General features: G+C 40.6%; 17 protein-coding genes, 4 tRNA genes and 3 rRNA genes. 5 read left to right on the top strand and 19 right to left on the bottom strand.

The genetic code is table 11. The annotated features are described in order from the left end of the window. Window positions 1-139 precede the first annotated feature (139 nt). Window positions 140-697 (top strand): DUF1697 domain-containing protein, encoded by a 558-nt coding sequence (locus MHH51_RS05825; protein WP_339284948.1) that lies wholly within the window; start codon window positions 140-142, stop codon window positions 695-697. 150 nt (window positions 698-847) lie between these two features. Here MHH51_RS05825 and rrf read toward each other — a convergent pair. The 7 genes from rrf to MHH51_RS05790 form a co-directional block, all read right to left on the bottom strand. Then, a 5S ribosomal RNA gene (rrf, locus tag MHH51_RS05820) occupies window positions 848-963 on the bottom strand. 60 nt (window positions 964-1,023) lie between these two features. Continuing rightward, window positions 1,024-3,944, bottom strand: a 23S ribosomal RNA gene (locus MHH51_RS05815). Window positions 3,945-4,197: 253 nt separating this feature from the next. Further along, window positions 4,198-5,760: ribosomal RNA gene (locus MHH51_RS05810) — 16S ribosomal RNA — on the bottom strand. The 16S, 23S and 5S rRNA genes sit together here with 4 tRNA genes alongside, the layout of an rRNA operon. A gap of 198 nt (window positions 5,761-5,958) precedes the next feature. Next, window positions 5,959-6,032: transfer RNA gene (locus tag MHH51_RS05805), tRNA-Ile, on the bottom strand. A gap of 10 nt (window positions 6,033-6,042) precedes the next feature. Further along, a tRNA-Gly gene (locus MHH51_RS05800) sits at window positions 6,043-6,116 on the bottom strand. Window positions 6,117-6,145: 29 nt separating this feature from the next. After that, window positions 6,146-6,222 (bottom strand) — tRNA-Pro (locus tag MHH51_RS05795). 1 nt (window position 6,223) lies between these two features. Then, window positions 6,224-6,300, bottom strand: a tRNA-Arg gene (locus MHH51_RS05790). A gap of 742 nt (window positions 6,301-7,042) precedes the next feature. On the opposite strand from MHH51_RS05790, the gene MHH51_RS05785 reads away from it, so the two are divergent. Genes MHH51_RS05785 through MHH51_RS05775 form a run of 3 tightly spaced genes read left to right on the top strand, consistent with a single transcriptional unit; the run spans window position 7,043 to window position 8,881 of the window. After that, window positions 7,043-7,363: a PadR family transcriptional regulator gene (locus MHH51_RS05785; protein ID WP_339284946.1), complete on the top strand. Its 321-nt coding sequence runs from the start codon at window positions 7,043-7,045 to the stop codon at window positions 7,361-7,363. Further along, window positions 7,356-7,913, top strand: a complete 558-nt coding sequence (locus MHH51_RS05780; protein ID WP_339284945.1) for a DUF1700 domain-containing protein — start codon at window positions 7,356-7,358, stop codon at window positions 7,911-7,913. Before MHH51_RS05785 ends, MHH51_RS05780 begins: the two co-directional genes overlap by 8 nt. After that, window positions 7,910-8,881, top strand: coding sequence for a DUF4097 family beta strand repeat-containing protein (locus tag MHH51_RS05775; protein ID WP_339284944.1), 972 nt, complete (start codon window positions 7,910-7,912; stop codon window positions 8,879-8,881). The genes MHH51_RS05780 and MHH51_RS05775 overlap by 4 nt, the downstream gene beginning before the upstream one ends. 164 nt (window positions 8,882-9,045) lie before the next feature. Here MHH51_RS05775 and nikC read toward each other — a convergent pair whose 3' ends face one another. The 11 genes from nikC to MHH51_RS05720 form a co-directional block, all read right to left on the bottom strand. Continuing rightward, a complete protein-coding gene (gene nikC / locus MHH51_RS05770) occupies window positions 9,046-9,981 on the bottom strand; it encodes a nickel transporter permease (RefSeq protein ID WP_339284943.1) in 936 nt (311 codons plus the stop codon). A gap of 12 nt (window positions 9,982-9,993) precedes the next feature. Beyond that, on the bottom strand, window positions 9,994-10,995 hold the full coding sequence (locus tag MHH51_RS05765; protein ID WP_147211087.1) for an ABC transporter permease: 1,002 nt from the start codon (window positions 10,993-10,995) through the stop codon (window positions 9,994-9,996). A 191-nt stretch (window positions 10,996-11,186) separates the two neighbouring features. Continuing rightward, complete coding sequence (locus MHH51_RS05760; protein WP_339284941.1) at window positions 11,187-12,863, bottom strand: ABC transporter substrate-binding protein; 1,677 nt, start codon at window positions 12,861-12,863, stop codon at window positions 11,187-11,189. Between the two features lie 51 nt (window positions 12,864-12,914). After that, on the bottom strand, window positions 12,915-13,883 hold the full coding sequence (locus MHH51_RS05755) for a dipeptide ABC transporter ATP-binding protein (RefSeq protein WP_147211089.1): 969 nt from the start codon (window positions 13,881-13,883) through the stop codon (window positions 12,915-12,917). Continuing rightward, the gene (locus tag MHH51_RS05750; RefSeq protein WP_156985612.1) at window positions 13,858-14,874 is read right to left on the bottom strand and encodes an ABC transporter ATP-binding protein; all 1,017 of its coding nucleotides are present in this window, start codon (window positions 14,872-14,874) and stop codon (window positions 13,858-13,860) included. The genes MHH51_RS05755 and MHH51_RS05750 overlap by 26 nt, the downstream gene beginning before the upstream one ends. 350 nt (window positions 14,875-15,224) lie before the next feature. After that, on the bottom strand, window positions 15,225-16,646 hold the full coding sequence (dcuC, locus tag MHH51_RS05745) for a C4-dicarboxylate transporter DcuC (RefSeq protein ID WP_147211091.1): 1,422 nt from the start codon (window positions 16,644-16,646) through the stop codon (window positions 15,225-15,227). 30 nt (window positions 16,647-16,676) lie between these two features. Then, the gene (gene rihC, locus MHH51_RS05740) at window positions 16,677-17,597 is read right to left on the bottom strand and encodes a ribonucleoside hydrolase RihC (RefSeq protein ID WP_147211092.1); all 921 of its coding nucleotides are present in this window, start codon (window positions 17,595-17,597) and stop codon (window positions 16,677-16,679) included. A 156-nt stretch (window positions 17,598-17,753) separates the two neighbouring features. Then, window positions 17,754-18,641 carry a ribokinase gene (gene rbsK, locus MHH51_RS05735; protein ID WP_147211093.1) on the bottom strand — a complete coding sequence of 296 codons (888 nt, stop codon included), beginning with the start codon at window positions 18,639-18,641 and terminating at the stop codon, window positions 17,754-17,756. A 13-nt stretch (window positions 18,642-18,654) separates the two neighbouring features. Further along, window positions 18,655-19,629 carry a LacI family DNA-binding transcriptional regulator gene (locus MHH51_RS05730; RefSeq protein WP_339284939.1) on the bottom strand — a complete coding sequence of 325 codons (975 nt, stop codon included), beginning with the start codon at window positions 19,627-19,629 and terminating at the stop codon, window positions 18,655-18,657. Window positions 19,630-19,794: 165 nt separating this feature from the next. Then, window positions 19,795-20,625, bottom strand: a complete 831-nt coding sequence (locus MHH51_RS05725; RefSeq protein ID WP_339284937.1) for a methyltransferase domain-containing protein — start codon at window positions 20,623-20,625, stop codon at window positions 19,795-19,797. A 61-nt stretch (window positions 20,626-20,686) separates the two neighbouring features. Beyond that, complete coding sequence (locus tag MHH51_RS05720; protein WP_156985615.1) at window positions 20,687-21,592, bottom strand: DMT family transporter; 906 nt, start codon at window positions 21,590-21,592, stop codon at window positions 20,687-20,689. A 260-nt stretch (window positions 21,593-21,852) separates the two neighbouring features. Here MHH51_RS05720 and MHH51_RS05715 point away from each other — a divergent pair, with 260 nt between their 5' ends. After that, window positions 21,853-22,596 (top strand): SDR family NAD(P)-dependent oxidoreductase, encoded by a 744-nt coding sequence (locus MHH51_RS05715; RefSeq protein ID WP_147211097.1) that lies wholly within the window; start codon window positions 21,853-21,855, stop codon window positions 22,594-22,596. 303 nt (window positions 22,597-22,899) lie between these two features. On the opposite strand, the gene MHH51_RS05710 is transcribed toward MHH51_RS05715, so the two are convergent. Next, entirely contained in the window at window positions 22,900-23,400 is a 501-nt protein-coding gene (locus MHH51_RS05710) for a GNAT family N-acetyltransferase (RefSeq protein ID WP_147211098.1), read from the bottom strand. Between the last annotated feature and the right edge of the window lie 49 nt (window positions 23,401-23,449).

Here is a 23,449-nt window from a genome sequence, read left to right as displayed (position 1 = left end):
AAATAAAGGATTTCCTATCTGCAGCTACTTTGAGAAAAAAAGCAAATTATTATTATTTTGCTTTTGTATTACTTTAGGTCATAGAGTAAAATAATATAAAAATATCTGACTACACTCACGCTAAAGGAGCTGGCGAAATATGACAGTATATATTGCATTGTTACGGGGTATTAATGTAGGTGGAAAAAATATGATTAAGATGGCGAAATTACGAGAATCCCTTACAGCAATAGGTTTAGAAAACGTTCAAACGTATATACAGAGTGGAAATATTTTATTTCAATCAGATAAGCAGGAAAAGAAACTTAGAGAGGAAATAAAGCATAAAATTATGGAAGATTACAGACTCTCTATTCCAGTCATTCTGAGAACCGCAGAGGAATGGGAACAATTAACGACAGCTTGTCCCTTCTCCGCTGAAGAAATCAAAATAGCTGAAGCAGATTCTGTAGGAGAGAGTCTCTACGTGGCCTTTTTCCCAAGCAATCTGTCTATAGTTAATTTAGAAAGCTTACAAAGATTCCAAAACGAAAAAGAAAAATATCATATTCAAAACAAAGAAATCTATCTTCTGTTTTATGACAGCGTCCGTAACTCTAAACTGGCAAATCAGCTTCAAAAATTAGATATTCAATCTACAACTCGTAATTGGAAAACAGTCAATAAGTTGGCAGCAATGGCCAAAACAATGAAATAAAAAGAATGAGATGAAAAAATATTTAAACATTTCTTAGCGGAGCAAGTAAGCCCATCCTCAAAGCACACTGGGCTTATTTTTCAGCCGCATTAATACTTACTTATTCAAAAAAAGAGCTAAGCATTAGTATGCTTAACTCTTTTTCATTGTGCCTGGCGGCGTCCTACTCTTGCAGGGGGAAGCCCCCAACTACCATTGGCGCTGAAGAACTTAACTTCTGTGTTCGGCATGGAAACAGGTGTGACCTCTTCGCTATCGCTACCAGACTTATTTATTTAGGATTTGCACCCTGAAAACTAAATAAGAGTAATGTGACATCAAAAAACTTAGATAAGTCCTCAATCGATTAGTATCCGTCAGCTGCACGTGTCGCCACGCTTCCACCTCGGACCTATCAACCTCATCGTCTCTGAGGGATTTTACTCACTTGAAGTGATGGGAAGTTTCATCTTGAGGGGGGCTTCATGCTTAGATGCTTTCAGCACTTATCCTTTCCACACGTAGCTACCCAGCTATGCTCCTGGCGGAACAACTGGTACACCAGCGGTGTGTCCATCCCGGTCCTCTCGTACTAAGGACAGCTCCTCTCAAACTTCCAACGCCCACGACGGATAGGGACCGAACTGTCTCACGACGTTCTGAACCCAGCTCGCGTACCGCTTTAATGGGCGAACAGCCCAACCCTTGGGACCGACTACAGCCCCAGGATGCGATGAGCCGACATCGAGGTGCCAAACCTCCCCGTCGATGTGAACTCTTGGGGGAGATAAGCCTGTTATCCCCGGGGTAGCTTTTATCCGTTGAGCGATGGCCCTTCCATGCGGAACCACCGGATCACTAAGCCCGACTTTCGTCCCTGCTCGACTTGTAGGTCTCGCAGTCAAGCTCCCTTCTGCCTTTACACTCTACGAATGATTTCCAACCATTCTGAGGGAACCTTTGGGCGCCTCCGTTACCTTTTAGGAGGCGACCGCCCCAGTCAAACTGCCCGCCTGACACTGTCTCCGAACCGGATTACGGTCCTGGGTTAGAATGGTCATACAGTTAGGGTGGTATCCCACGGGTGCCTCCACGTAAGCTGGCGCTCACGCTTCAAAGGCTCCCACCTATCCTGTACAAACTGCACAAACATTCCATATCAGGCTACAGTAAAGCTCCACGGGGTCTTTCCGTCCTGTCGCGGGTAATGCGCATCTTCACGCATAGTATAATTTCACCGGGTCTCTCGTTGAGACAGTGCCCAAGTCGTTGCACCTTTCGTGCGGGTCGGAACTTACCCGACAAGGAATTTCGCTACCTTAGGACCGTTATAGTTACGGCCGCCGTTTACTGGGGCTTCGGTTCAAAGCTTCGCTCCGAAGAGCTAACTCTTCCCCTTAACCTTCCAGCACCGGGCAGGTGTCAGCCCCTATACTTCGCCTTTCGGCTTCGCAGAGACCTGTGTTTTTGCTAAACAGTCGCTTGGGCCTATTCACTGCGGCTCACTCACAAGTGAGCACCCCTTCTCCCGAAGTTACGGGGTCATTTTGCCGAGTTCCTTAACGAGAGTTCTCCCGCTCACCTTAGGATTCTCTCCTCGCCTACCTGTGTCGGTTTGCGGTACGGGCACCTATGATCTAACTAGAGGCTTTTCTTGGCAGTGTGAAATCAGGAACTTCGGTACTATATTTCCCTCCCCATCACAGCTCAGAAATATGTCAGACGGATTTGCCTATCTGACTTCCTCGCATGCTTGGACGCACATCCATCAGTGCGCACTCCTTATCCTCCTGCGTCCCCCCATTGTTCAAACAATCATGAGGTGGTACAGGAATATCAACCTGTTGTCCATCGCCTACGCCTGTCGGCCTCGGCTTAGGTCCCGACTAACCCTGAGAGGACGAGCCTTCCTCAGGAAACCTTAGGCATTCGGTGAAAGAGATTCTCACTCTTTTTTCGCTACTCATACCGGCATTCTCACTTCAAAGCGCTCCACCAGTCCTCACGGTCTGACTTCTCTGCACTTTGAACGCTCTCCTACCATTGTTCGTAAGAACAATCCGCAGCTTCGGTGATACGTTTAGCCCCGGTACATTTTCGGCGCAGCGTCACTCGACCAGTGAGCTATTACGCACTCTTTCAATGATGGCTGCTTCTAAGCCAACATCCTGGTTGTCTGTGCAACGCCACATCCTTTTCCACTTAACGTATACTTTGGGACCTTAGCTGGCGGTCTGGGCTGTTTCCCTTTCGACTATGAACCTTATCACCCATAGTCTGACTCCCAAGTTGAAGTAACTGGCATTCGGAGTTTGACTGAATTCGGTAACCCGGTAGGGGCCCCTAGTCCAATCAGTGCTCTACCTCCAGTACTCACGATCTTGAGGCTAGCCCTAAAGCTATTTCGGAGAGAACCAGCTATCTCCGTGTTCGATTGGAATTTCACCGCTACCCACACCTCATCCCCGCATTTTTCAACATACGTGGGTTCGGGCCTCCAGTCAGTGTTACCTGACCTTCACCCTGGACATGGGTAGATCACACGGTTTCGGGTCTACGACCGCATACTCATTCGCCCTATTCAGACTCGCTTTCGCTACGGCTCCGTGTCTTCCACTTAACCTTGCATACAATCGTAACTCGCCGGTCCATTCTACAAAAGGTACGCCGTCACCCATTAACGGGCTCCGACTACTTGTAGGCACACGGTTTCAGGTTCTATTTCACTCCCCTTCCGGGGTGCTTTTCACCTTTCCCTCACGGTACTGGTTCACTATCGGTCACTAGGTAGTATTTAGCCTTGGGAGATGGTCCTCCCGGATTCCGACGGAATTCCACGTGTTCCGCCGTACTCAGGATACACTCCGGAGGAAATTCCTTTTCAACTACAGGGCTGTTACCTTCTTCGGCTGACCTTTCCAAGTCGATTCGTTTAAAGAATTTCTTTGTAACTCCAATGGAGTGTCCTACAACCCCAAGAAGCAAGCTTCTTGGTTTGGGCTCTTTCCGTTTCGCTCGCCGCTACTCAGGAAATCGATTTTTCTTTCTCTTCCTCCAGGTACTGAGATGTTTCAGTTCCCCGGGTCTGCCTCATCTACCCTATGTATTCAGATAGATGTCCTGTCCCATTACGAACAGTGGGTTCCCCCATTCGGAAATCCCCGGATCAAAGTTTACTTACAACTCCCCGAGGCATATCGGTGTTAGTCCCGTCCTTCATCGGCTCCTAGTGCCAAGGCATCCACCGTGCGCCCTTATTCACTTAACTAAAGTTTTGGAATAAGTTTGCTGATTACTTCGTAATCAGTTGTGTTGCTATATCAATAGCTTTTTTGCCTTATTTCTAAAGTTTGATGTCGTTGTTACTCTTATTTAGTTTTCAAGGTACAAGCTTCCACACGGATGTGGTGACTTCTGTGTTGTCACATGGACGTGACGGTTTTAACAGAAGTTCCTTGAGAGATTGCTCTCTCAAAACTGAACCAAACAACCAAGTACAAAATTCCGTTATATATCCTTAGAAAGGAGGTGATCCAGCCGCACCTTCCGATACGGCTACCTTGTTACGACTTCACCCCAATCATTCGTCCCACCTTCGGCGGCTGGCTCCAAAAAGGTTACCTCACCGACTTCGGGTGTTACGAACTCTCGTGGTGTGACGGGCGGTGTGTACAAGACCCGGGAACGTATTCACCGCGGCATGCTGATCCGCGATTACTAGCGATTCCGGCTTCATGTAGGCGAGTTGCAGCCTACAATCCGAACTGAGAACGGTTTTATGGGATTTGCTTGACCTCGCGGGCTTGCTTCCCTTTGTTCCGTCCATTGTAGCACGTGTGTAGCCCAGGTCATAAGGGGCATGATGATTTGACGTCATCCCCACCTTCCTCCGGTTTGTCACCGGCAGTCACCTTAGAGTGCCCAACTAAATGCTGGCAACTAAGATCAAGGGTTGCGCTCGTTGCGGGACTTAACCCAACATCTCACGACACGAGCTGACGACAACCATGCACCACCTGTCACTTTGTCCCCGAAGGGAAAACTCTGTCTCCAGAGCGGTCAAAGGATGTCAAGACCTGGTAAGGTTCTTCGCGTTGCTTCGAATTAAACCACATGCTCCACCGCTTGTGCGGGTCCCCGTCAATTCTTTTGAGTTTCAGCCTTGCGGCCGTACTCCCCAGGCGGAGTGCTTAATGCGTTAACTTCAGCACTAAGGGGCGGAAACCCCCTAACACCTAGCACTCATCGTTTACGGCGTGGACTACCAGGGTATCTAATCCTGTTCGCTCCCCACGCTTTCGCTCCTCAGCGTCAGTTACAGACCAGAGAGTCGCCTTCGCCACTGGTGTTCCTCCACATCTCTACGCATTTCACCGCTACACGTGGAATTCCACTCTCCTCTTCTGCACTCAAGTCCTCCAGTTTCCAATGCACGTTTACGGTTGAGCCGCAAGATTTCACATCAGACTTAAAGAACCGCCTGCGAGCGCTTTACGCCCAATAATTCCGGACAACGCTTGCCACCTACGTATTACCGCGGCTGCTGGCACGTAGTTAGCCGTGGCTTTCTGGTCGGGTACCGTCAAGGTACGATCAGTTACTATCATACTTGTTCTTCCCCGACAACAGAGTTTTACGATCCGAAAACCTTCATCACTCACGCGGCGTTGCTCCGTCAGACTTTCGTCCATTGCGGAAGATTCCCTACTGCTGCCTCCCGTAGGAGTCTGGGCCGTGTCTCAGTCCCAGTGTGGCCGATCACCCTCTCAGGTCGGCTACGCATCGTCGCCTTGGTGAGCCATTACCTCACCAACTAGCTAATGCGCCGCAGGCCCATCTGTAAGTGACAGCAAAAGCCGCCTTTCAACTTACCATCAGGAGATGATAAGTATTATCCGGTATTAGCTCGCGTTTCCGCGAGTTATCCCAGTCTTACAGGCAGGTTGCCTACGTGTTACTCACCCGTCCGCCGCTCGTTCCACGAACGTCCCTCCGAAGAGTTCTGTCCGCTTCCCGCGCTCGACTTGCATGTATTAGGCACGCCGCCAGCGTTCGTCCTGAGCCAAGATCAAACTCTCCATAAAAGTGTTTGTTTCTTTAGCTTTCAGAAGTCAACTTCTGACTTAAATATTCAAGAAAAACGAGGTGTTTTTCTTCTTTCGTACTGGTTGTTTTGTTCAGTTTTCAAAGAGCAATTTCTTTGTCGGTTTAAAAAAGCGACCAAATTAATATATCATGTTTCAAAACCATTGTCAACAACTTTTTAAACATAAGCTGTTGAGTGGGCCTGAGTGGACTCGAACCACCGACCTCACGCTTATCAGGCGTGCGCTCTAACCAGCTGAGCTACAGGCCCATAATCTTTATGGAGCGGGTGAAGGGAATCGAACCCTCGTCATCAGCTTGGAAGGCTGAGGTTTTACCATTAAACTACACCCGCTTATACAAATAAAAAACCAAACTTTCTTCTGGTCGGGAAGACAGGATTCGAACCTGCGACCCCTTGGTCCCAAACCAAGTGCTCTACCAAGCTGAGCTACTTCCCGATGGCGCGCCCGAGAGGAGTCGAACCCCTAACCTCTTGATCCGTAGTCAAACGCTCTATCCAATTGAGCTACGGGCGCATTATAAACGAACTTTTATATACTATCACATCTCTTAAATCAATGCAATAAATTTTTAAAAGTTAATTTTCCAATCAATCTCTCAACCACCTGTGCAATCAATCGACTTTTAATACTATAGCATGTCCTTACCATTGATGCAAGGGGAAATCCTCAAAAAAATATAATCAAACTATTCTTTCAAAAAAAGACTCTCCTTTCTATTATTGATAGTTATTTCAATTCAGAAATTTAAACTTTTAGCCTCATAAATTATAAAGTAAAAATCACCTGAACTTCTAGCACCAAACCATTGTTCGCTGTTGAAGCAAAATTAAGCTGTAAATACCTGCATGCTATCTTTCACCCATTAAATATAATAGTCTATTTCTTTTAAGCTTTTTTCTTTCTTCTATAGAAGAGTCAATAAATCCAATAAAATAGTCATGGTAAGATAATGACCTTCTACTAAATCGCTCATATCATATGAACTACGTAAAAATTATCACAAATGTTTTTGGCGGCACGGGTACTTCCCCATCTAAAACATTTCCAATTACTCAGCTTATCAAAACTGTTACTCCTCCTTCTCTTCCTTAAAACTCTTAATTCCTTTCATTGTACTTTTTTAAACACATACTTCTATAGAGGTAAATTAAGCCATAAAATAATAACACCACTACTTGTTATTGAATAGTACTGAACAAAATGCTATAGTAAAATGAATCAGCTTATTACCTAACCTATAAAGAGGGTGACTTTAGTGTCTGCACAATTAAAAAAAGGGGTTCTTGAACTCTGTGTATTAGTATTGCTTGATAAACAAGATTTCTATGGATATGAGTTGATTAAACGTATTACGGATAAAATCGAAATATCGGAAGGATCTGTCTATCCAGTATTACGCCGAATATTGAAACAGGGGTACTGCACAACTTACCTTAGAGAGTCCACAGAAGGACCGAGCAGAAAATATTATCATTTAACAGATGAAGGGCAAGATTACCTCCTGGAACTTAAAGAAGAATACGAGAAATTCACGCGAGGCGTTGATTCGTTAATGAAGGAGGAAAATAATGAATAAATTAGATTTTTTAGAAGAACTTCGCTACTACTTAAGAAACTTATCATCACAAGATCAAAAAGAGATTACTCAAGACTTTGAAGAGCATTTTGAAATGGGGCAGGCAGAAGGAAAAACAGATGAAGAGATTGTTCGTTCGCTGGGTTCTCCCCAACAGATTGCGAAAGACCTGCAGTCCACACAACAATATGAAAAAGTGCCGGTAAATCATTCTGAACAAAACCAATTTCCCAGAATAGGTATAATCATTGGACTCTTTTTCTTCAATCTTATTATTATCCTCGGCCCTTCTATCGGTATTGCCGGGACGATTTTGGGCATATGGGTTATTGCTTTTTCTTTTGTTGCACAACTTTTTATAGCAGGTGTTCAATGGATTATCCATCCTGAATCATTTTATCTATTTGAACTATTTTCCTCCATTACACTGGCAGGATCAGGATTATTAATCTTTATCGTAATCAATTATGTTACAAATGCAGCTATCCGCATATTTTCTAGGTATATTGCTTTCAATGTACGTTTGGTAAAAGGAGAGGATCGAGCATGATAAATGGAAAACGAATTATCATTTTAGCAATATTCCTGCTTCTTATCGGAATTATTGGCATGGTTGCTACTTTTTCATCTTACAAGCAGTCTGCTTTCTATGAAGAATCCGAATCTATTCCTATCAATGCTAATGAAATAAATGAAATTGAAGTGGATGCTGAAAATACAGAAATACATCTTCAAGCAGCTATCAGCGAAGAACCCAGGGCAGAATATACTGCAACAGGAAAAAAGATTAAAGATCAAGAGATCCTTACTTCAGTTGATGGAGATAAATTAACAATTCAAATCGAAGAAACCTCCTTCTCTTTCTTCGATTTAGATTTTTTGTTTCGTTCCAAAGCTACATTAGAAATTTTTGTGCCTGAGGATACAATAGATAAAATAAAAGTGAAGACAACGAATACAAAAATTGCTGCAGTTCATCTGCAAGTTGATGAACTGCAGCTCCATACAAGTAATGGCCGAATTGAAGGTGAAGATATAGAAACTTCTTTATTCAATCTGCAATCATCCAACGGAAAAATTGAATTGGATAATATACAAGGAGATACAAATGTTAGAACTTCAAATGGAAAAATCACCTTAGAAAATATTATTGGCGAAGTGAAAGCAAATACAAATAACGCAAAGCTGACCTTGGATTCTATACAAGGAAATGTAAATGTGGAAACGACAAATGGGAAGGTTGATTTGCAGAATATTTCCGGGGAAATTACAGCAAAAACGAATAATGCAGCAGTATCCATTGCGGCAAAAGGATTTGATTATCCAATGAATTTAGAAACAAGTAATGGAAAAATCACTATTATTTCTAATAAAAAGCCTGAAAATGCAACCTTTGATTTACGTACAAATAACGGAACCATTCGCGTATTTGATTCTAAGGATTGGGATATCACTTACGGAAATGGGGAGACATTGATTAAAGCTCATACAAGTAACGGTGGAATTACGATTGAATAGACAAAAGATGATTTGATCCGCTGCTCTAAAAAACCTCTAATCTGTGTAAAAAATTTAATAACAGATTAGAGGTTTTTTATAAACATTTATCCGACCAGCCTCTCCTATACAGCAGACTCTATAAGTTGTGAAGGCATGTCTTTCCCTGGCAAACATTAACTGTATCAATTTCTCATTTTAGGGTCCAAAATATCCCGTAACCCGTCACCAATCAAATTAAATCCTAATACAACAAGCATGATAGAAAGTCCCGGCATAAGCAATGTCCATGGAGCCAGCTGAATAAATTCCCTGGAACTAGCAAGCATTTGTCCCCATTCTGGTGTTGGAGGCTGTGCCCCAAGCCCAAGAAATCCAAGTGCAGCTGCTTCTAGTATGGCAGTCCCAAAGCCAAGCGTGGACTGAACAATAATTGGCGTAATACTATTGGGTAAAATATGCCGGAAGATAATCCGGCCATTTTTCATTCCCTGCGCCCTGGCGGCCATAATATATTCTTCTTCCCGCAAGCTAATGACTCTGGATCGAACAATCCTTCCAAAAATCGGGATATTAATTATTGCAATTGCAATGAGTGCATTCTGCAAGGAAGCCCCAAGAATCGCAACAATTGCAATAGCTAGTAAAATACTTGGAAAAGCCAGAAGTATATCAAATACCCTGGAGATAATCATATCGACCCAGCGTCCAAAATAGCCTGCGATAATCCCAAGCAATGTCCCGAATACCAAAGCACCTGTAACAGCAAAAAAACCAACCTGCAACGAGACTCTTGCTCCATAAGCTATTCTGGTAAATATATCTCTTCCTAAATCGTCAGTTCCCATCCAATGCTCACCAGAAGGAGGCTGGAGGCGATTGGCCAGATTTTGTTCTTGAAATGAATATGATGTAAGAAGCGGTGCAACAAGTCCAAGTATAAGGAAGAAAATAATAATAATCAGGCCGGCCACAGCAAAACGATTTTTTCTCAAGCGCCGAAAGGTATCTCTCCAGGAAGATATCGCCTCTAACTGCTCCTCATCTGCCGGCTCTTCTCTATTTATGGGGTTCGTTAGTGGCTGCTCAGTGTCTTTCGGTTTTCTCTCATCTCGTTTCATCACAGCTCCCCCTTAATAATTAATCCTTGGATCAATGATTTTATATAGAATATCTACAACAAGATTGATAATAACAAAAATAAATGCAACAACTAAAATGCCAGACTGAATAACTGGATAATCCCGATAATTTATTGCTTCAAATACATATCTTCCTATCCCCGGCCAGCTAAAAATTGTTTCAGTTAAAATGGCACCGCCTAATAAGACCCCTGCCTGCAGACCGATAACAGTCAATACCGGAATCATTGCATTTTTTAATGCATGTTTGTATATAATAAGAAATTGTCCTGAACCTTTTGCACGTACTGTACGAATATAATCTGATTTCATAACCTCCAGCATACTAGACCTTGTCATTCTGGCAATAATAGCCATTGGAATTGTACCCAATGCAATACTTGGAAGAACTAAATGCTTCAGTATCGTTCCTGTTCTGGAAAAGTCCAAATGAATCAGTGAATCAAGTACATAAAAATAAGTAATCGGCGCCATCGGATCTCTGTTGTCCTGCCTGCCATATGCCGGAAACCATCCAAGCTCCTGAGCAAAAATCCATTGTTCCATCAACGCCAGCCAAAAAACAGGTATGGAAACACCAATTAAAGCAAAAAGCATCGCAAGAAAGTCGAACCAGGAATTTTGCTTCCAGGCACTGATAATTCCTGCATTAACACCTATAAATACTGCAAAAAGCATCGCAAAAATCGTTAATTCAAACGTAGCAGCAATATAAGGCCAAATTTCAGCAGATATTTCTGCATTGGAACGCAAGGAAGTTCCCAGATCCCCTTGCAGCAGATCTTTTACATATAATCCATATTGATTCAGATAAGGTTCATTGAGCCCCATACTTTCTTCCAGATTTTCTATTGCTGTTTGATTGGCAGTTTCTCCCAAGATGACTTGGGCCGGATTTCCAGGTATCAAATGAACAATGGAAAAGGTGATTAATGTCATACCAATCAGAACGGGAACCATCATCAATAATCGTCGGATAATATAGGAAACCATGATTTCACCTCTATTCTACTTTACGTAGTTTTAGTTCTTTCCGAGAGTAAAGAAATGGAGGCCCCTTACTAAAAGTCCTGCATCCCTCCTCTTGAATAATCAAAGATATCATTATTGCACTTATCAGCTGATTTTTAAGAGAAGGATAGATTTCCAGTAGAAAAAGGGACTCCTTTATTTATTTCTATTAATTAGTCAACCAGTTCTACTTCTGCTAAAGATTCGCTTGTCGATGGATGCGGCACATAGTTTTCTACAGCATTTGTTGTCGCAAGTACCGGTCTGGAATGTACTAAAGGAACCATTGGCGCATCGTCTGCAATAATTTCCTGCGCCTGCTGATAAAAAGAAGCCCGCTCATCCTGATCTATAGATAATTTCGCTTGGTTTAAAAGCCCATCCACTTCATCATTGGCATAAAATTCCCTGTTACTGCTTCCTACATTATCACCATGCAATAAGCTGCTAAGGAAGTAATCAGGATCCCCGTTCGTTCCTGACCAGCCGAGCATATACATTTGATGATCCCCGTTCATCGTTTTTTCCAAATACGGAGCCCATTCTTCTCTGACAATCGTAACTGTTATACCAATTTGCTCAAGATTATTCTGGATAATCTCTGAGACTGTTTCTGGATCTGGCATGTATGGTCTTGCTACAGGCATGGTCCATAATTCGATTTCCAAACCTTCTTCATAGCCAGCTTCTGCCAATAATTCACTAGCTTTTTCCGGATCATACTCCAGACTCTCTACTTCATCGTTATACCCCATATAACTAGGAGGAAGCGGAACAGAAGCAGGTGTCGCATATCCAGCATATAATGCATTTGCAATAGCTTCTTTATCAATGGCATGACTGACTGCATGCCTTAAATCCTTATTATCGAACGGCTCTTTTTGGACATTAAATCCTACATATCCAATATTATTTTCCTCCCGTTCATACAGTTCCAGACCATCCTCCGCTTCTACACTTGCTGCATCATCAGGATTTAACCCATCCATAATATCAATTTCTCCAGACCGGAGAGCAATCAGGCGGGCAGCATTGTCCGGAATTACTTCAAATACAACTCGATCTAATTTAGGAAGTCCGTCCTTACGATAATCCTCAAATTTATCCAGTACAATAGAGTCGTCTTTGCTCCAGCTGACAAATTTAAACGGTCCTGTTCCAACAGGATTTTCATTAATTGCGGCACCATATTCCTCTAATGCAGCAGGTGAAGTAATCGGGAAATAGGTCATAGCCATATTTTGCAGGAAAAACCCTAAAGGTTGACTCAATATAAATTCGATTTCATGATCATTGACTACATTAATCTCTTCAATGACATGATTCTCATCCCCCTTAAATCCTCCAAACATCGTTCCATACATGGAATAAACATAGCCATCATCCGCAAAGGCATATGCATGTTCAGGATCTGCCCAGCGTTCAAAGTTAATCTTTACAGCTTCTGCATTAAAATCAGTTCCATCATGGAAGGTGACACCTTCTTCCAAATAGAAGGTATAACTTAACCCATCATCAGCAACCTCCCAGTCATGGGCAAGTCCCGGCATAATCTCAAAGGAATCCTTGTCAAACTCCAAAAGACTTTCATAAATTTGCTTTGTAATACGAGAGGATTCTCCATCCGTTGTACTCGCCGGATCAAGACTTTCCGAATCCCCTCCTCGAGCAAATATCAACACCTGATCTCCTTCTGCACCTTCAGCTTCTGTTCCTTCGTCGCCCTCTGCAGCCGGATCTTCATTTTCTGCGGTATCCTCTCCTTTTTGTCCGCCATCTCCTGTACATGCAGCCAGCACCAATAAAACAGCAAACAGCAGTGCAATAAAAAGTGAATATTTCAACCTCATTCCTATTCCCCCTCATTTTTAGTTTATAAAAATAATATTCTGTCAGCCTGCTTATCCATATAAATGACAGGCAACAAAATGATTATCTTCCACAGATTTAAATTCAGGTCTTACTTCCTTGCAAATATCTGAAGCGTAAGGACATCTTGTATGAAAGGCGCAGCCAGATGGAGGATTCGCAGGACTTGGCACATCCCCCTTCAAAATAATCCTATCTCTCCGCAAATCAGGGTCTGGCAGCGGGACAGCGGAAAGCAAAGCCTGCGTATAAGGATGTTTTGGATTATCATAGAGGCTGTCTTTATTTGTCAGCTCAACCATTCTTCCTAAATACATCACACCGATTCGATCACTAATGTGCTTAACCACACTTAGGTCATGTGCAATAAAGATATACGTTAAATTAAATTCATCCTTCAATTTTTCCATTAAATTAAGTATTTGCGATTGAATAGATACATCCAATGCGGAAACCGGCTCGTCACATATAACTAATTTGGGATTATTGGCAAGTGCCCGGGCAATTCCAATCCGCTGTCTCTGACCTCCGCTGAATTGATGTGGATATCTTTTTGCATGATAAGGACTGAGACCAACAACCTCTAATAGCTCCCGGATTCTTTCAATCCGTTCTTTAGCAGATTTCATACCATGCACTAACAACGGTTCACCAATTATTTTTTCTACTGTATGTCTGGGGTTCAGAGAAGCATAGGGGTCCTGAAATATAATTTGCATATCTCTTCTCAATTTACGCATTTCATTATTATTTAAATTCGTAATATCTTTATCGTTAAATACAACTTTGCCTTCTGTGGGTTCCACCAGGCGCAAAATAGACTTTCCGGTAGTAGATTTACCACACCCTGATTCACCTACAATCCCCAGAATCTCTCCTTCCATGACTGAAAATGATACATCGTCTACCGCCTTTACCTCACCGACTTTTATTCCGAGTGGTCCACCTTTGATATCATAATATTTCTTCAGACCCTCAACTTTCAATATCGGATTTTGCATGTTTTTTTACCTCCCCTTCGTTGTTATCATGTAAAAAGCACCTACTTTTTCGATTATCTTCCAAAGAGTAAAGCTCTGGAGCTTCATGAAAACAGCGTTCAAAGGCAAATTCGCATCTTGGAGCAAAATTGCATCCAATCCCTCCTGTTTTCGGTTTCGGAACTATCCCGGGTATGGAATACAGTTTTTGCTCTCTTTCATGAATCTTAGGTAACGACTTAATCAATCCTTGAGAATAAGGATGCTGTGGATCTTTTAATATTTCTCTGGTTGTCCCCTGTTCTACTACCTGCCCGGCATACATGACAACAACCCTGTCACATATCTCTGCAACTACTCCCAAATCGTGTGTAATCAGCAAGATAGCCGTATTTTCTTTTTTATTTAGATTCCGCATTAAATCCAATATTTGTGCCTGGATTGTAACATCCAGTGCCGTGGTTGGTTCATCTGCAATCAATAACTCCGGATCACAGGACATCGCCATCGCAATCATAACTCTTTGTCTCATACCGCCCGAAAGCTGATGCGGGTATTCATCCACGATCGCATCAGCTCTGGGGATTCCAACAAGTTTCAACATCTTAATTGCTTTTTGCCTTGATTCTTTTTTCGTTATTTTTTGATGAATACGAATTGCTTCGATCAGCTGATTTCCAATGGTAAACAACGGGTTTAGCGATGTCATCGGCTCTTGGAATATCATTGATATTTCATTTCCCCGTAATTTTTTCATCCGCTTTTCGGAAGATCTTACAAGATTTTCTCCCTTGAAATTTATTTCACCACTCACAATTCTTCCCGGCGGGCTGGGAATGAGCTGCATAATGGAAAGAGAAGTAACACTTTTTCCACTTCCTGATTCTCCAACAATACCTACTACCTCTCCTTTGTGTACCTTAATGCTTACACCATTTGCTGCAGGTATTTCTCCATTATCAGTAAAAAAATGTGTATGTAACTCTTTTAATTCCAGGACTATCTCTGACATTCATACTCCCCCTGTTTTATTCTTTGAATTAATAAATTCTAAGAAAAGTGATAATAGCTGATCTTAAAATCCACGTCATAATACATAATATTCTAAATTTTTAATCAATAAATATTATGAATCTATTTAACAAAAGTTGTCCTAAGTTATAATATGGAAGATATACTTAAACATTCGTATATTGCTATTTTTTTCATCTAAATATATATTTTCGGAATAATCATTATTATTTAAAATTAATTTTCATACATAAAAAAAGCTGTCCCTGGCAATCAGGAACAGCCTTTTAAAATTTCATCATAGATAAACGTTCGTAAAACTCTAATAGAAGCAAACTTCATTTTATCCTTTTACAAGAAAAGAATCATCGATAGCACAAACATAAACACAACACCTGATATCATCGGTACAGAAGTACGCTTAATAATATGAATTGGATTTAATTTTAACGTTCCAGCTACAATTAAGATAACAGCAGCTACAGGGGATACGGCCCGGAATAAGTTCCCTGCCATTCCCATTGGAACACTGATAGCAATTGGGCTGATACCTGCTGCCTCGGCAAGTGGTACAACCAGCGGAACCATTGCAAAGAATAAGGCAATGCCGCTCCCGCTCAACAGGACTATTAACGCTGTGACAGCTACTAAAATAAGCGGCAGAATAAATCCGTTTCCTTCGCCATGTGTGCTTTGCATTGTTTCCTGCAATGTGTCAATCAAACCAATCGATTGTAAACCTGCAACAAAGACAGAAGCAGCAACCAGTAATGCTACAACTGGGAGCATATTACCCATTCCTGTAAAGAATTTCTCTGTGCTCGCAAAGACCTCTTTCGCCTTACGATGACGAATCAATTCACAGACAATTGCCAGGATAAATGAAATTAACACAGCAATTTCTACATTAACAGCTATCGTAGCTGAGGTTGTCATTTCAACAATAAAAGAAACGAGTAAAATAATAATCGGAAATACTGGAAGAATCGAATAAACTGTTTTATAAAGTTTACTACCCTCTACCTTTTCAATATCTTTTAATTCCACCTGTTCCTCTGACTCCGCTGCCGTCATTTTTTTATCCATTCGTTTTTGCCAGAAATAGTGAACTAACGCGATAAATAAAATGGTAGGAATCGATACAAGCGCGTGATAGCTAAATACATATTGTGTTACTGTCATATCATTAAACATAGGATATTTAGCAAGTTCCTCTGCAATAGCAACGTTATCACTGCCCAGCGGTGTCGGTACGATCGTTGCTGAGGTGGCAATAACAGCACCAATACTTAATGTAGACATCCCCGCTTGTTTTAATACAGGATACAAGGTTGCAAGAAGCAGAATTGCTAAAGTCGACGCACTTGGAATAACCAAAGATAAAACGTTTCCAAGCAAAAATGTAAGTGGAACTAGAAAATAAACCGATTTTACTTTATTAATAGGTTTTGTCAATACTTGAACGGTTAAATCATTTGCACCAATGGAAGACATATAAGCGGTATATCCTCCAAGAATAAGAATAATTAATCCAGCTGAGCTCAGTGTTGCTTTGAACTGTTCAACAATTACCTGTAATGGATCGAGCAGGGCTGAGCCGGTAGACTGAAAGTCCTGAAATACAATATCTTTTCCCATTGCTAAACTAATCAAAAGCAGAACAATTCCCATTAAAAATAAGGCAATTTTAATATCCATTTTCTTGATCAGCATATAGACAATAACGACAACAGCTAAAATAGCGGAACCGTACATAATAAGATTATCTAACATGATGTCTTCCCTCCGAAGAATGGTTAATGCTTAATTACATTTTTGAATGCTTTCCATAAACCATTTTTTAAATTCTTTCGCATCAATATCAACACAAACGTTTACATTTGGCGTTTTATTCATTTTTCCTTTTAAATCAACAACGGTTGTTCCTTTTGTTAAAGCACCATCTAATTCAACATCGACATAGGAATGTGCTACTTCAAACAGCTCCGGTTTTAGCAAATAAGCAACTGCACAGCTGTCATACATTTTCAAACCATGATTGAAGCTTCCACCCCGGTATTTTTTAAACAAATGATAAATCATATTTCCTGTCTTATTCATATCTTTTAAAACTTCGCTGTCTTCCGGATAAACAAGTGCTTTTAGACCAACATCCAATCCAGCCATAGCAATAGGGACACCGCTTGCAAAAACGATTTTAGCAGCTTCTGGATCTGCATAAATATTAAATTCAGCCATTACCGAGGAATTCCCTCTGCCTGTTGATCCTCCCATCATGACAATTTCCTTAATGTTCTGCTTCACTTCCGGATAAGTTCTAAATAACAATGCAATATTTGTTAATGGACCAATCGGTACAAGTGTCACTGGTTCATCGCTTGTTAGAATCTCTCTCTTCATCGCAGTTACAGCATGTTCATCTAAAAGAAGGCTTTCATCTGCTTCTTCAAAATCATAACCATCCATGCCTGTCTCTCCATGAATATCACTGGCATCAACTGGATCAACGATTAATGGTATTGCAGCACCTTTGGCAATAGGAACCTGCTTATCAAAGAATTTCATTAATCGGAGCATGTTATACGTAACTTTTTCTAAGCTGACGTTTCCATTTACCGTTGTAATTAAGCGGACATCGAGTTCTTCACTGTATAAAGCAATTCCCAGCGCAACTGCATCATCAATTCCTGGATCTGTATCAATAATAACTGGTTTCTTATTCATGACAATTCCTCCAATATTTTTCTATGTTGAATTTTGTTCAATGCTTTAAAAATATTTTTTTATAATAAGCAGGACATCTTCTCTCCCGGCTTAACAGATGCCTGCATCTTTCTTCTGTATAATTACTGTTCTTACCTGAGAGAAAGCCTTGCTGCTTTATTGACTCTTTATTCTTTTGATAACCTCTGCTCTTGTCGGCATTCCTTCCTGAGCTCCCATTTTCTCTACAGCTAAAGAGGCTGCGGCATTCGCAAATTCAATTGCTTTCTCTATATCTTTTTCTTTTGCATATTCCGTTACAAAGGCTCCGTTAAAGGTATCTCCTGCTCCAGTAGTATCCTTTACCTTTGCCTGAAAAGAAGAAATTGTCTTCTCTTCCCCATCCGGTAAGGTAAAGGCAACACCGTGCTCTCCTTTTGTCTCTATAATCTTCTTTTTTATAGATAAAGTATCTATGGATTGCTTCATTGCCGAATGCTCCGATTCATTCGGTGTAATAAACGTTGCTTTTTCTACAACTTTCTTCATAACCTTGTTATATGGGGCCGGATTAATAACAACAGGAATACCATGCTTATATGCAAGTTCTACCGTATATTCAATCGTTTCCATCGGTATCTCAAATTGCATTAATATGATATCGCAGGAAAGAATAATTTCCTGTTTATCTTTCACCATTTCCGGTGTTACATATTTATTTGCGCCTGGAGCAACAATAATTCGATTATCACCATCAGAAAGAATAATGGTTGCTACACCTGTTGATTCATGAGAAACGGTTATAATTGCTTCATCATTAGCGCCTTCATTACGAAATCTTTCTTTCAGGCTTTTTCCGAATGCATCATCACCAACAGCTCCAACCATGACAACCTCAGCTCCCAGTCTGGCTGCTGCAATTGCCTGATTTGCTCCCTTACCGCCGGGGTAAGTTGTAAACGACTCACCAAGAACCGTTTCACCCTGTTCAGGCACTTTATCCGTTGTTGTTACCATATCCATATTGATACTTCCGACAACACAGACTCTTGGATTTTTTTTCATACAATTCATTCCCTTACTTTGTTGATTGTCTTTTGATTAATTGAACAGTGTATTGTTCAGAAGTAACTTCCTTCTGCTTATTTTCCATCCGGTCAATAATTATTTCAGCAGCCCGCTGTCCAATTTCATAAATGGGCTGCCCCATCGTTGTCAGTGCCGGTGTTGTAATTTTCCCTAATTCAATTCCATCAAATCCAATAACAGATAAATCTTCTGGAACACGCAGGTTCAAAGCTTCAGCAGCCTTTAAGACGCCCACCCCCATTAAATCATTCGCAGCAAAAATGCCATCAATTTCAGGGTGTTTTTTTATTAATTCCTTTACTGCCTGATAGGCGCCCTCAAAGGTATATTCTCCCGAGGTAATAAAATCTTCTGAAAACCAATTCTCTTGTTCCACTGCTTCCAAATAACCTTTTTTACGTTCTACTGCACTTGTTGTATCTTCCGGACCACTTATATGTGCAATCCTTTTACAGCCTGACTCCTGCAGATGCCTTACTGCTTCTATTGCACCTGTCCGGTTATTCACCGTAACAGAAATCATATCCACAATTTCCCTGTCTAAAGCAACAATTGGAACGTTTACTTTATTTAGCGTTTCTAAAGGAATGGAGCTTGAAACCATTACCACACCGCCAATTGTTTTTTGCAGAAGGGCATGCAGATATTTCATTTCCTTTTCCCGGTTGTTGTCTGTATTACAAAGAATAAAAGTATAACCCGACTTATTTGCAGTATCCTCTACCGCCCGAGCCAGCTCAGGAAAGAAGGGGTTCATAATATCCGGTACAAATAATGCAATCATTTTAGACGTCCCCTTAAAAAGAGTCCTGGCTACATCATTTGGCCGATAATCTAATTCTTTAATTGCAGCTTCTACTTTTTCTTTTGTTTTTTCATTGATATATCCATTTTTATTCATCACACGGGAAACAGTAGCAACAGATACGCCGGCAAGCTTTGCAACCTCTCGGATAGTCGCCATAACATTCCTCCTTCTATTATTTATGTAACCCGTTACATACAATTATAAATTTAAAACGGATTTATGTAACCCGTTACACAATATTGTAAAACGATTTCATTTCATTGTCAATGATTTTTCTTTTTAATATTTTATGAAGTATATACCTCCATTACAGCTAATTTCTTACCGCTTCGCACAGATAACAAAGCTATCCAATGATTTTGCTTCCTCTTGCTGATGATTCATTAAATGATAATAAATATTTATAAGAGATTGATATGCTTCTCCATTTTGATCAAAATCAGCCCGGATATCATTTGCTTCATTGATTTCCCAGCCTCCATCCTGAAGGTATGCCGCATCAATAATGGTCTCCCTGGTTATTTGAAATCCTGTGTTCTCCAGAATTCCTTTCACTTGTCTTTTTCCAAACAGGCATTGAATATTTCCACCATTTCCGATTTGACTGCTGTGAAGTGCTAATAATGATGCCGCTAAAAAATGTGCCCGTTGCCCGCTTCTTGTATAATTCAAATCCCATTCTGCAAAGCAGATTTGATTCGCTATCTCCTTTACTTTATCAATATAATCAATAAGAGTCTGTTCATTTTCAAAGTACCAGGAAGCATGCGATAAAACGACAGCGTCAAAGGCAAAGGCTGTTTCTTCCTCGAAGGCTAAAAAGTCCGTTTCAAAATGAAAGGTAATTCTATCCCCAAGTGAAGTTCGCATTATTCGATTGGCCGCCTCTTCCAAAGTTAATGGCGCTCCATACTCCTTACTTGCGATATCAATGGCTGTTACTCTTCCGCTTTCCCCGACAGCATCTGCAAGTACCAACGTTGTGTCCCCTTGCCCGCATCCTATTTCCAGCACATGCATCCCCTCTTTAATATCAAAAGCTTCCACCAGATGGATCCGGTGAGCCAATTGGATTTCCTGGATTGGATCATTTTTGTATATATCGTATTTTTCAATGATTTTCCTTGCTTTTTTTAAATTATTTTCTTTCAATGATATACTCCTCCAGTCTTTTATTATTAGAAAAGGATGAACTAAAATAATGTCCACCCTCTTACTCATTGTATATTCTATCCGATTCCTTTGGTACAGGCTGTTTCGATCCAGCCTGCAGCCGCAGGAAATAAAATATCCCGGCAATAATCAGCACGCCGCCTATTATCTCTACATGAGTAAGCATCTCATGTAAAAGAATAACAGCCAGGATAGATGCACCAACCGGTTCTCCCAATGTACTCATAGAAACTGTTGTTGTATTTACATAGTTTAACAGCAAGTTAAAAATAATATGTGCCCCGGTCGGGAAAATAGCTAGCATGATAAAGACCAGCCAATCATTTGAAGTATAACCTGTAAAAGCTATTCCGCCAATAAGATTAAACACAGCAACCGTAATCCCTGCTACCAGAAATACTAAAAAGCTGTATACCCAGTGATTAATTGATTTTACATTTCGTTGACCGATCATTAAATAAAGTACCACAGAAACAACAGCCAGGAAGGATAAAATATTTCCCATCAAAGCAGAGCTGCCGCTTCCTAAGCTGCCTCCTCCAACAACAACGACACCCATAAAAGCAATTCCCATTGCTATTACTATACGTACATCTAATTTTTCTTTAAAGAAAATCAGACCTCCAATTAAAGCAATTGCAGGCTGCAGCGCTAAGATCAAAGTGGAGCTTGCCACTGACGTATGATTTAAAGACTCGAACCATAATCCAAAATGACCAGCCAGAAAAATCCCGGCAAATACAATGGCTATCCACTCTTTTCTGTTTATCTTAAAAAATGATTTTCGATATTTAAAAACCATAGGAAAAATTAATACGCATGCTAAAAACATCCGATACATTACCATGATGGTAGAAGGTGCATCCGATAATTTCACAAGTATTGCCGATAAGGATATGCAGATAATTGTGATAACTAATAGTAGATTAATGGTTCCCTGTTTCAATTATTACCCCTCCTCTGAGATTGCGTTCTGTTTTGTTAAGAAGAGGTCAAGCATTTCTATTTCAAAATCACCTCTTACATTAATAATATAAATAAGATCATTACCAAATAATAATAGCATGCTGAATGCATTTTTGACATCTATTCAATTCATAAAAGAGTCCATCCTTCCATTCTCTCCTTAGTAAAGCAATTAAATTTTACAAACAGACAAACTATGGTAAATTCTAATTAAAAATAATTGAGACCAAAGGAGAAATTATGCCAAATTTAAAAGATCAAGTCGTACTTATAACCGGAGCAAATCGTGGACAAGGGAAAGGTATTGCTAAACACTTCGCTTCCCTCGGTGCAAAAGTTGCAGTAGGAGCCAGAAGTTTTGAGGATGCTGAAGCACTCTCCGCAGAAATCGGAAAGAATCAAAGTCTTCCTGTCCAATTGGATGTGACAAACGAAGCTGATTGGACTGCTGCTGTCCAATCTATTATCGAAGCTTATAATAAAATAGATGTACTTATTAATAATGCCGGTATTTTCATTAAAAAACCTTTGTTAGATACATCTGTGGAAGATTTTCAACAGTTAATCAATGTTAATCAGCTCGGTGTTTTTATGGGAATAAAGGCAGTCGCACCTTACATGGAAAAACAGCAAAAAGGGTCTATTGTTAATAATGTATCCATCTCTGCTTTTGCGCCAATCAACGACGCAGCTGCTTATGCAGCATCAAAAGCAGCTGTTTCCAACCTTTCTAAATCTGCTGCAATCGAATTAGGTCCAAAAGGGATTAGAGTGAATTCTATCCATCCAGGTGTTATTCAAACAAATATGGTGAGCGGCAGTAATCTGAATATCAATGAAGCTGATGCCATTCCATTAAGGAGACTGGGCCAGGCTAATGATATAGCTCAAGTAGCTGCTTTTCTTGCTTCTGACGAGAGTGCTTATTGTAACGGCGCAGAAATTGTGGTGGACGGCGGGCTTACTTTAGGTACGGATGTTTAATTAGAAGCTTATATATTTTCCATCATGCAAGAAAATAGAGAGGCTGATAAATCACCTCTCTATTTCAAATCTCTAAATGGGATAGATAATTATTAAAAGAGGATATGCTTATTCTGAATTTCATTCAAGACTTTTTAAAAATAAAAAACCACTACCGCTTCAGGTACTGGTTGGAGAATATAGCAGATCTATTCTGAACCCGCTAAATAGATATTTCATGTGCTACTAATATCCCATAGAATGTCTTTCTTTCTGTTCTAACACTTGCTAAAATTTTATTAAGATCTAAAGCTGTCTTCTAAATTATAAGTCAGCCTGATAGTATACAAAAGTGAGATGCTTCCCTTCATAAGTAGTTTCTTCTCTGCTTATTTCTTCAAAACCCCTTTTTTTCAATACTTTTTGAGAAGCTATATTATCAGCAGTTGTCTGCGCTTTGATTTCCTTCAATTTCAGCATCTTTGCTTCTTTTTTAAGAAGCTCTAATGCCTGTCCTGCGACTCCTTTTCCTGTATAAGCTTCTCCTACTCTATATCCTAAAAAACCGCTCTTCAAAGAATAATCAATATCTGTTAAATTTATTCTTCCTAAAATTTCTCCATTGGTATCTTTAATTAAATAAAAATAAGATTGCTTATCAGCTTGTTCTTTCAGTAATTCTTTAAGCCTGTCACGAAAATAATCCTTTTGATAATAATCATCGCCCCGGGAAGGAACAAATTTTTCAAAGTAATTTCTGTTATTTGATTCAAATGCATACAGCTTATCCTCATCCTCCATTTGCAGCGAAGCAATATGTATCATCAAAACAGCATCCTCTCTCTATGTGCCACACCAATATATATGACCACGG

The sequence above is a fragment of the Oceanobacillus sp. FSL K6-3682 genome, from assembly GCF_037976165.1.
Classification (GTDB): domain Bacteria; phylum Bacillota; class Bacilli; order Bacillales; family Amphibacillaceae; genus Oceanobacillus; species Oceanobacillus sojae.
Note: the sequence above shows the minus strand (reverse complement) of the source record. Positions and strands in the feature narration are given on the sequence as shown.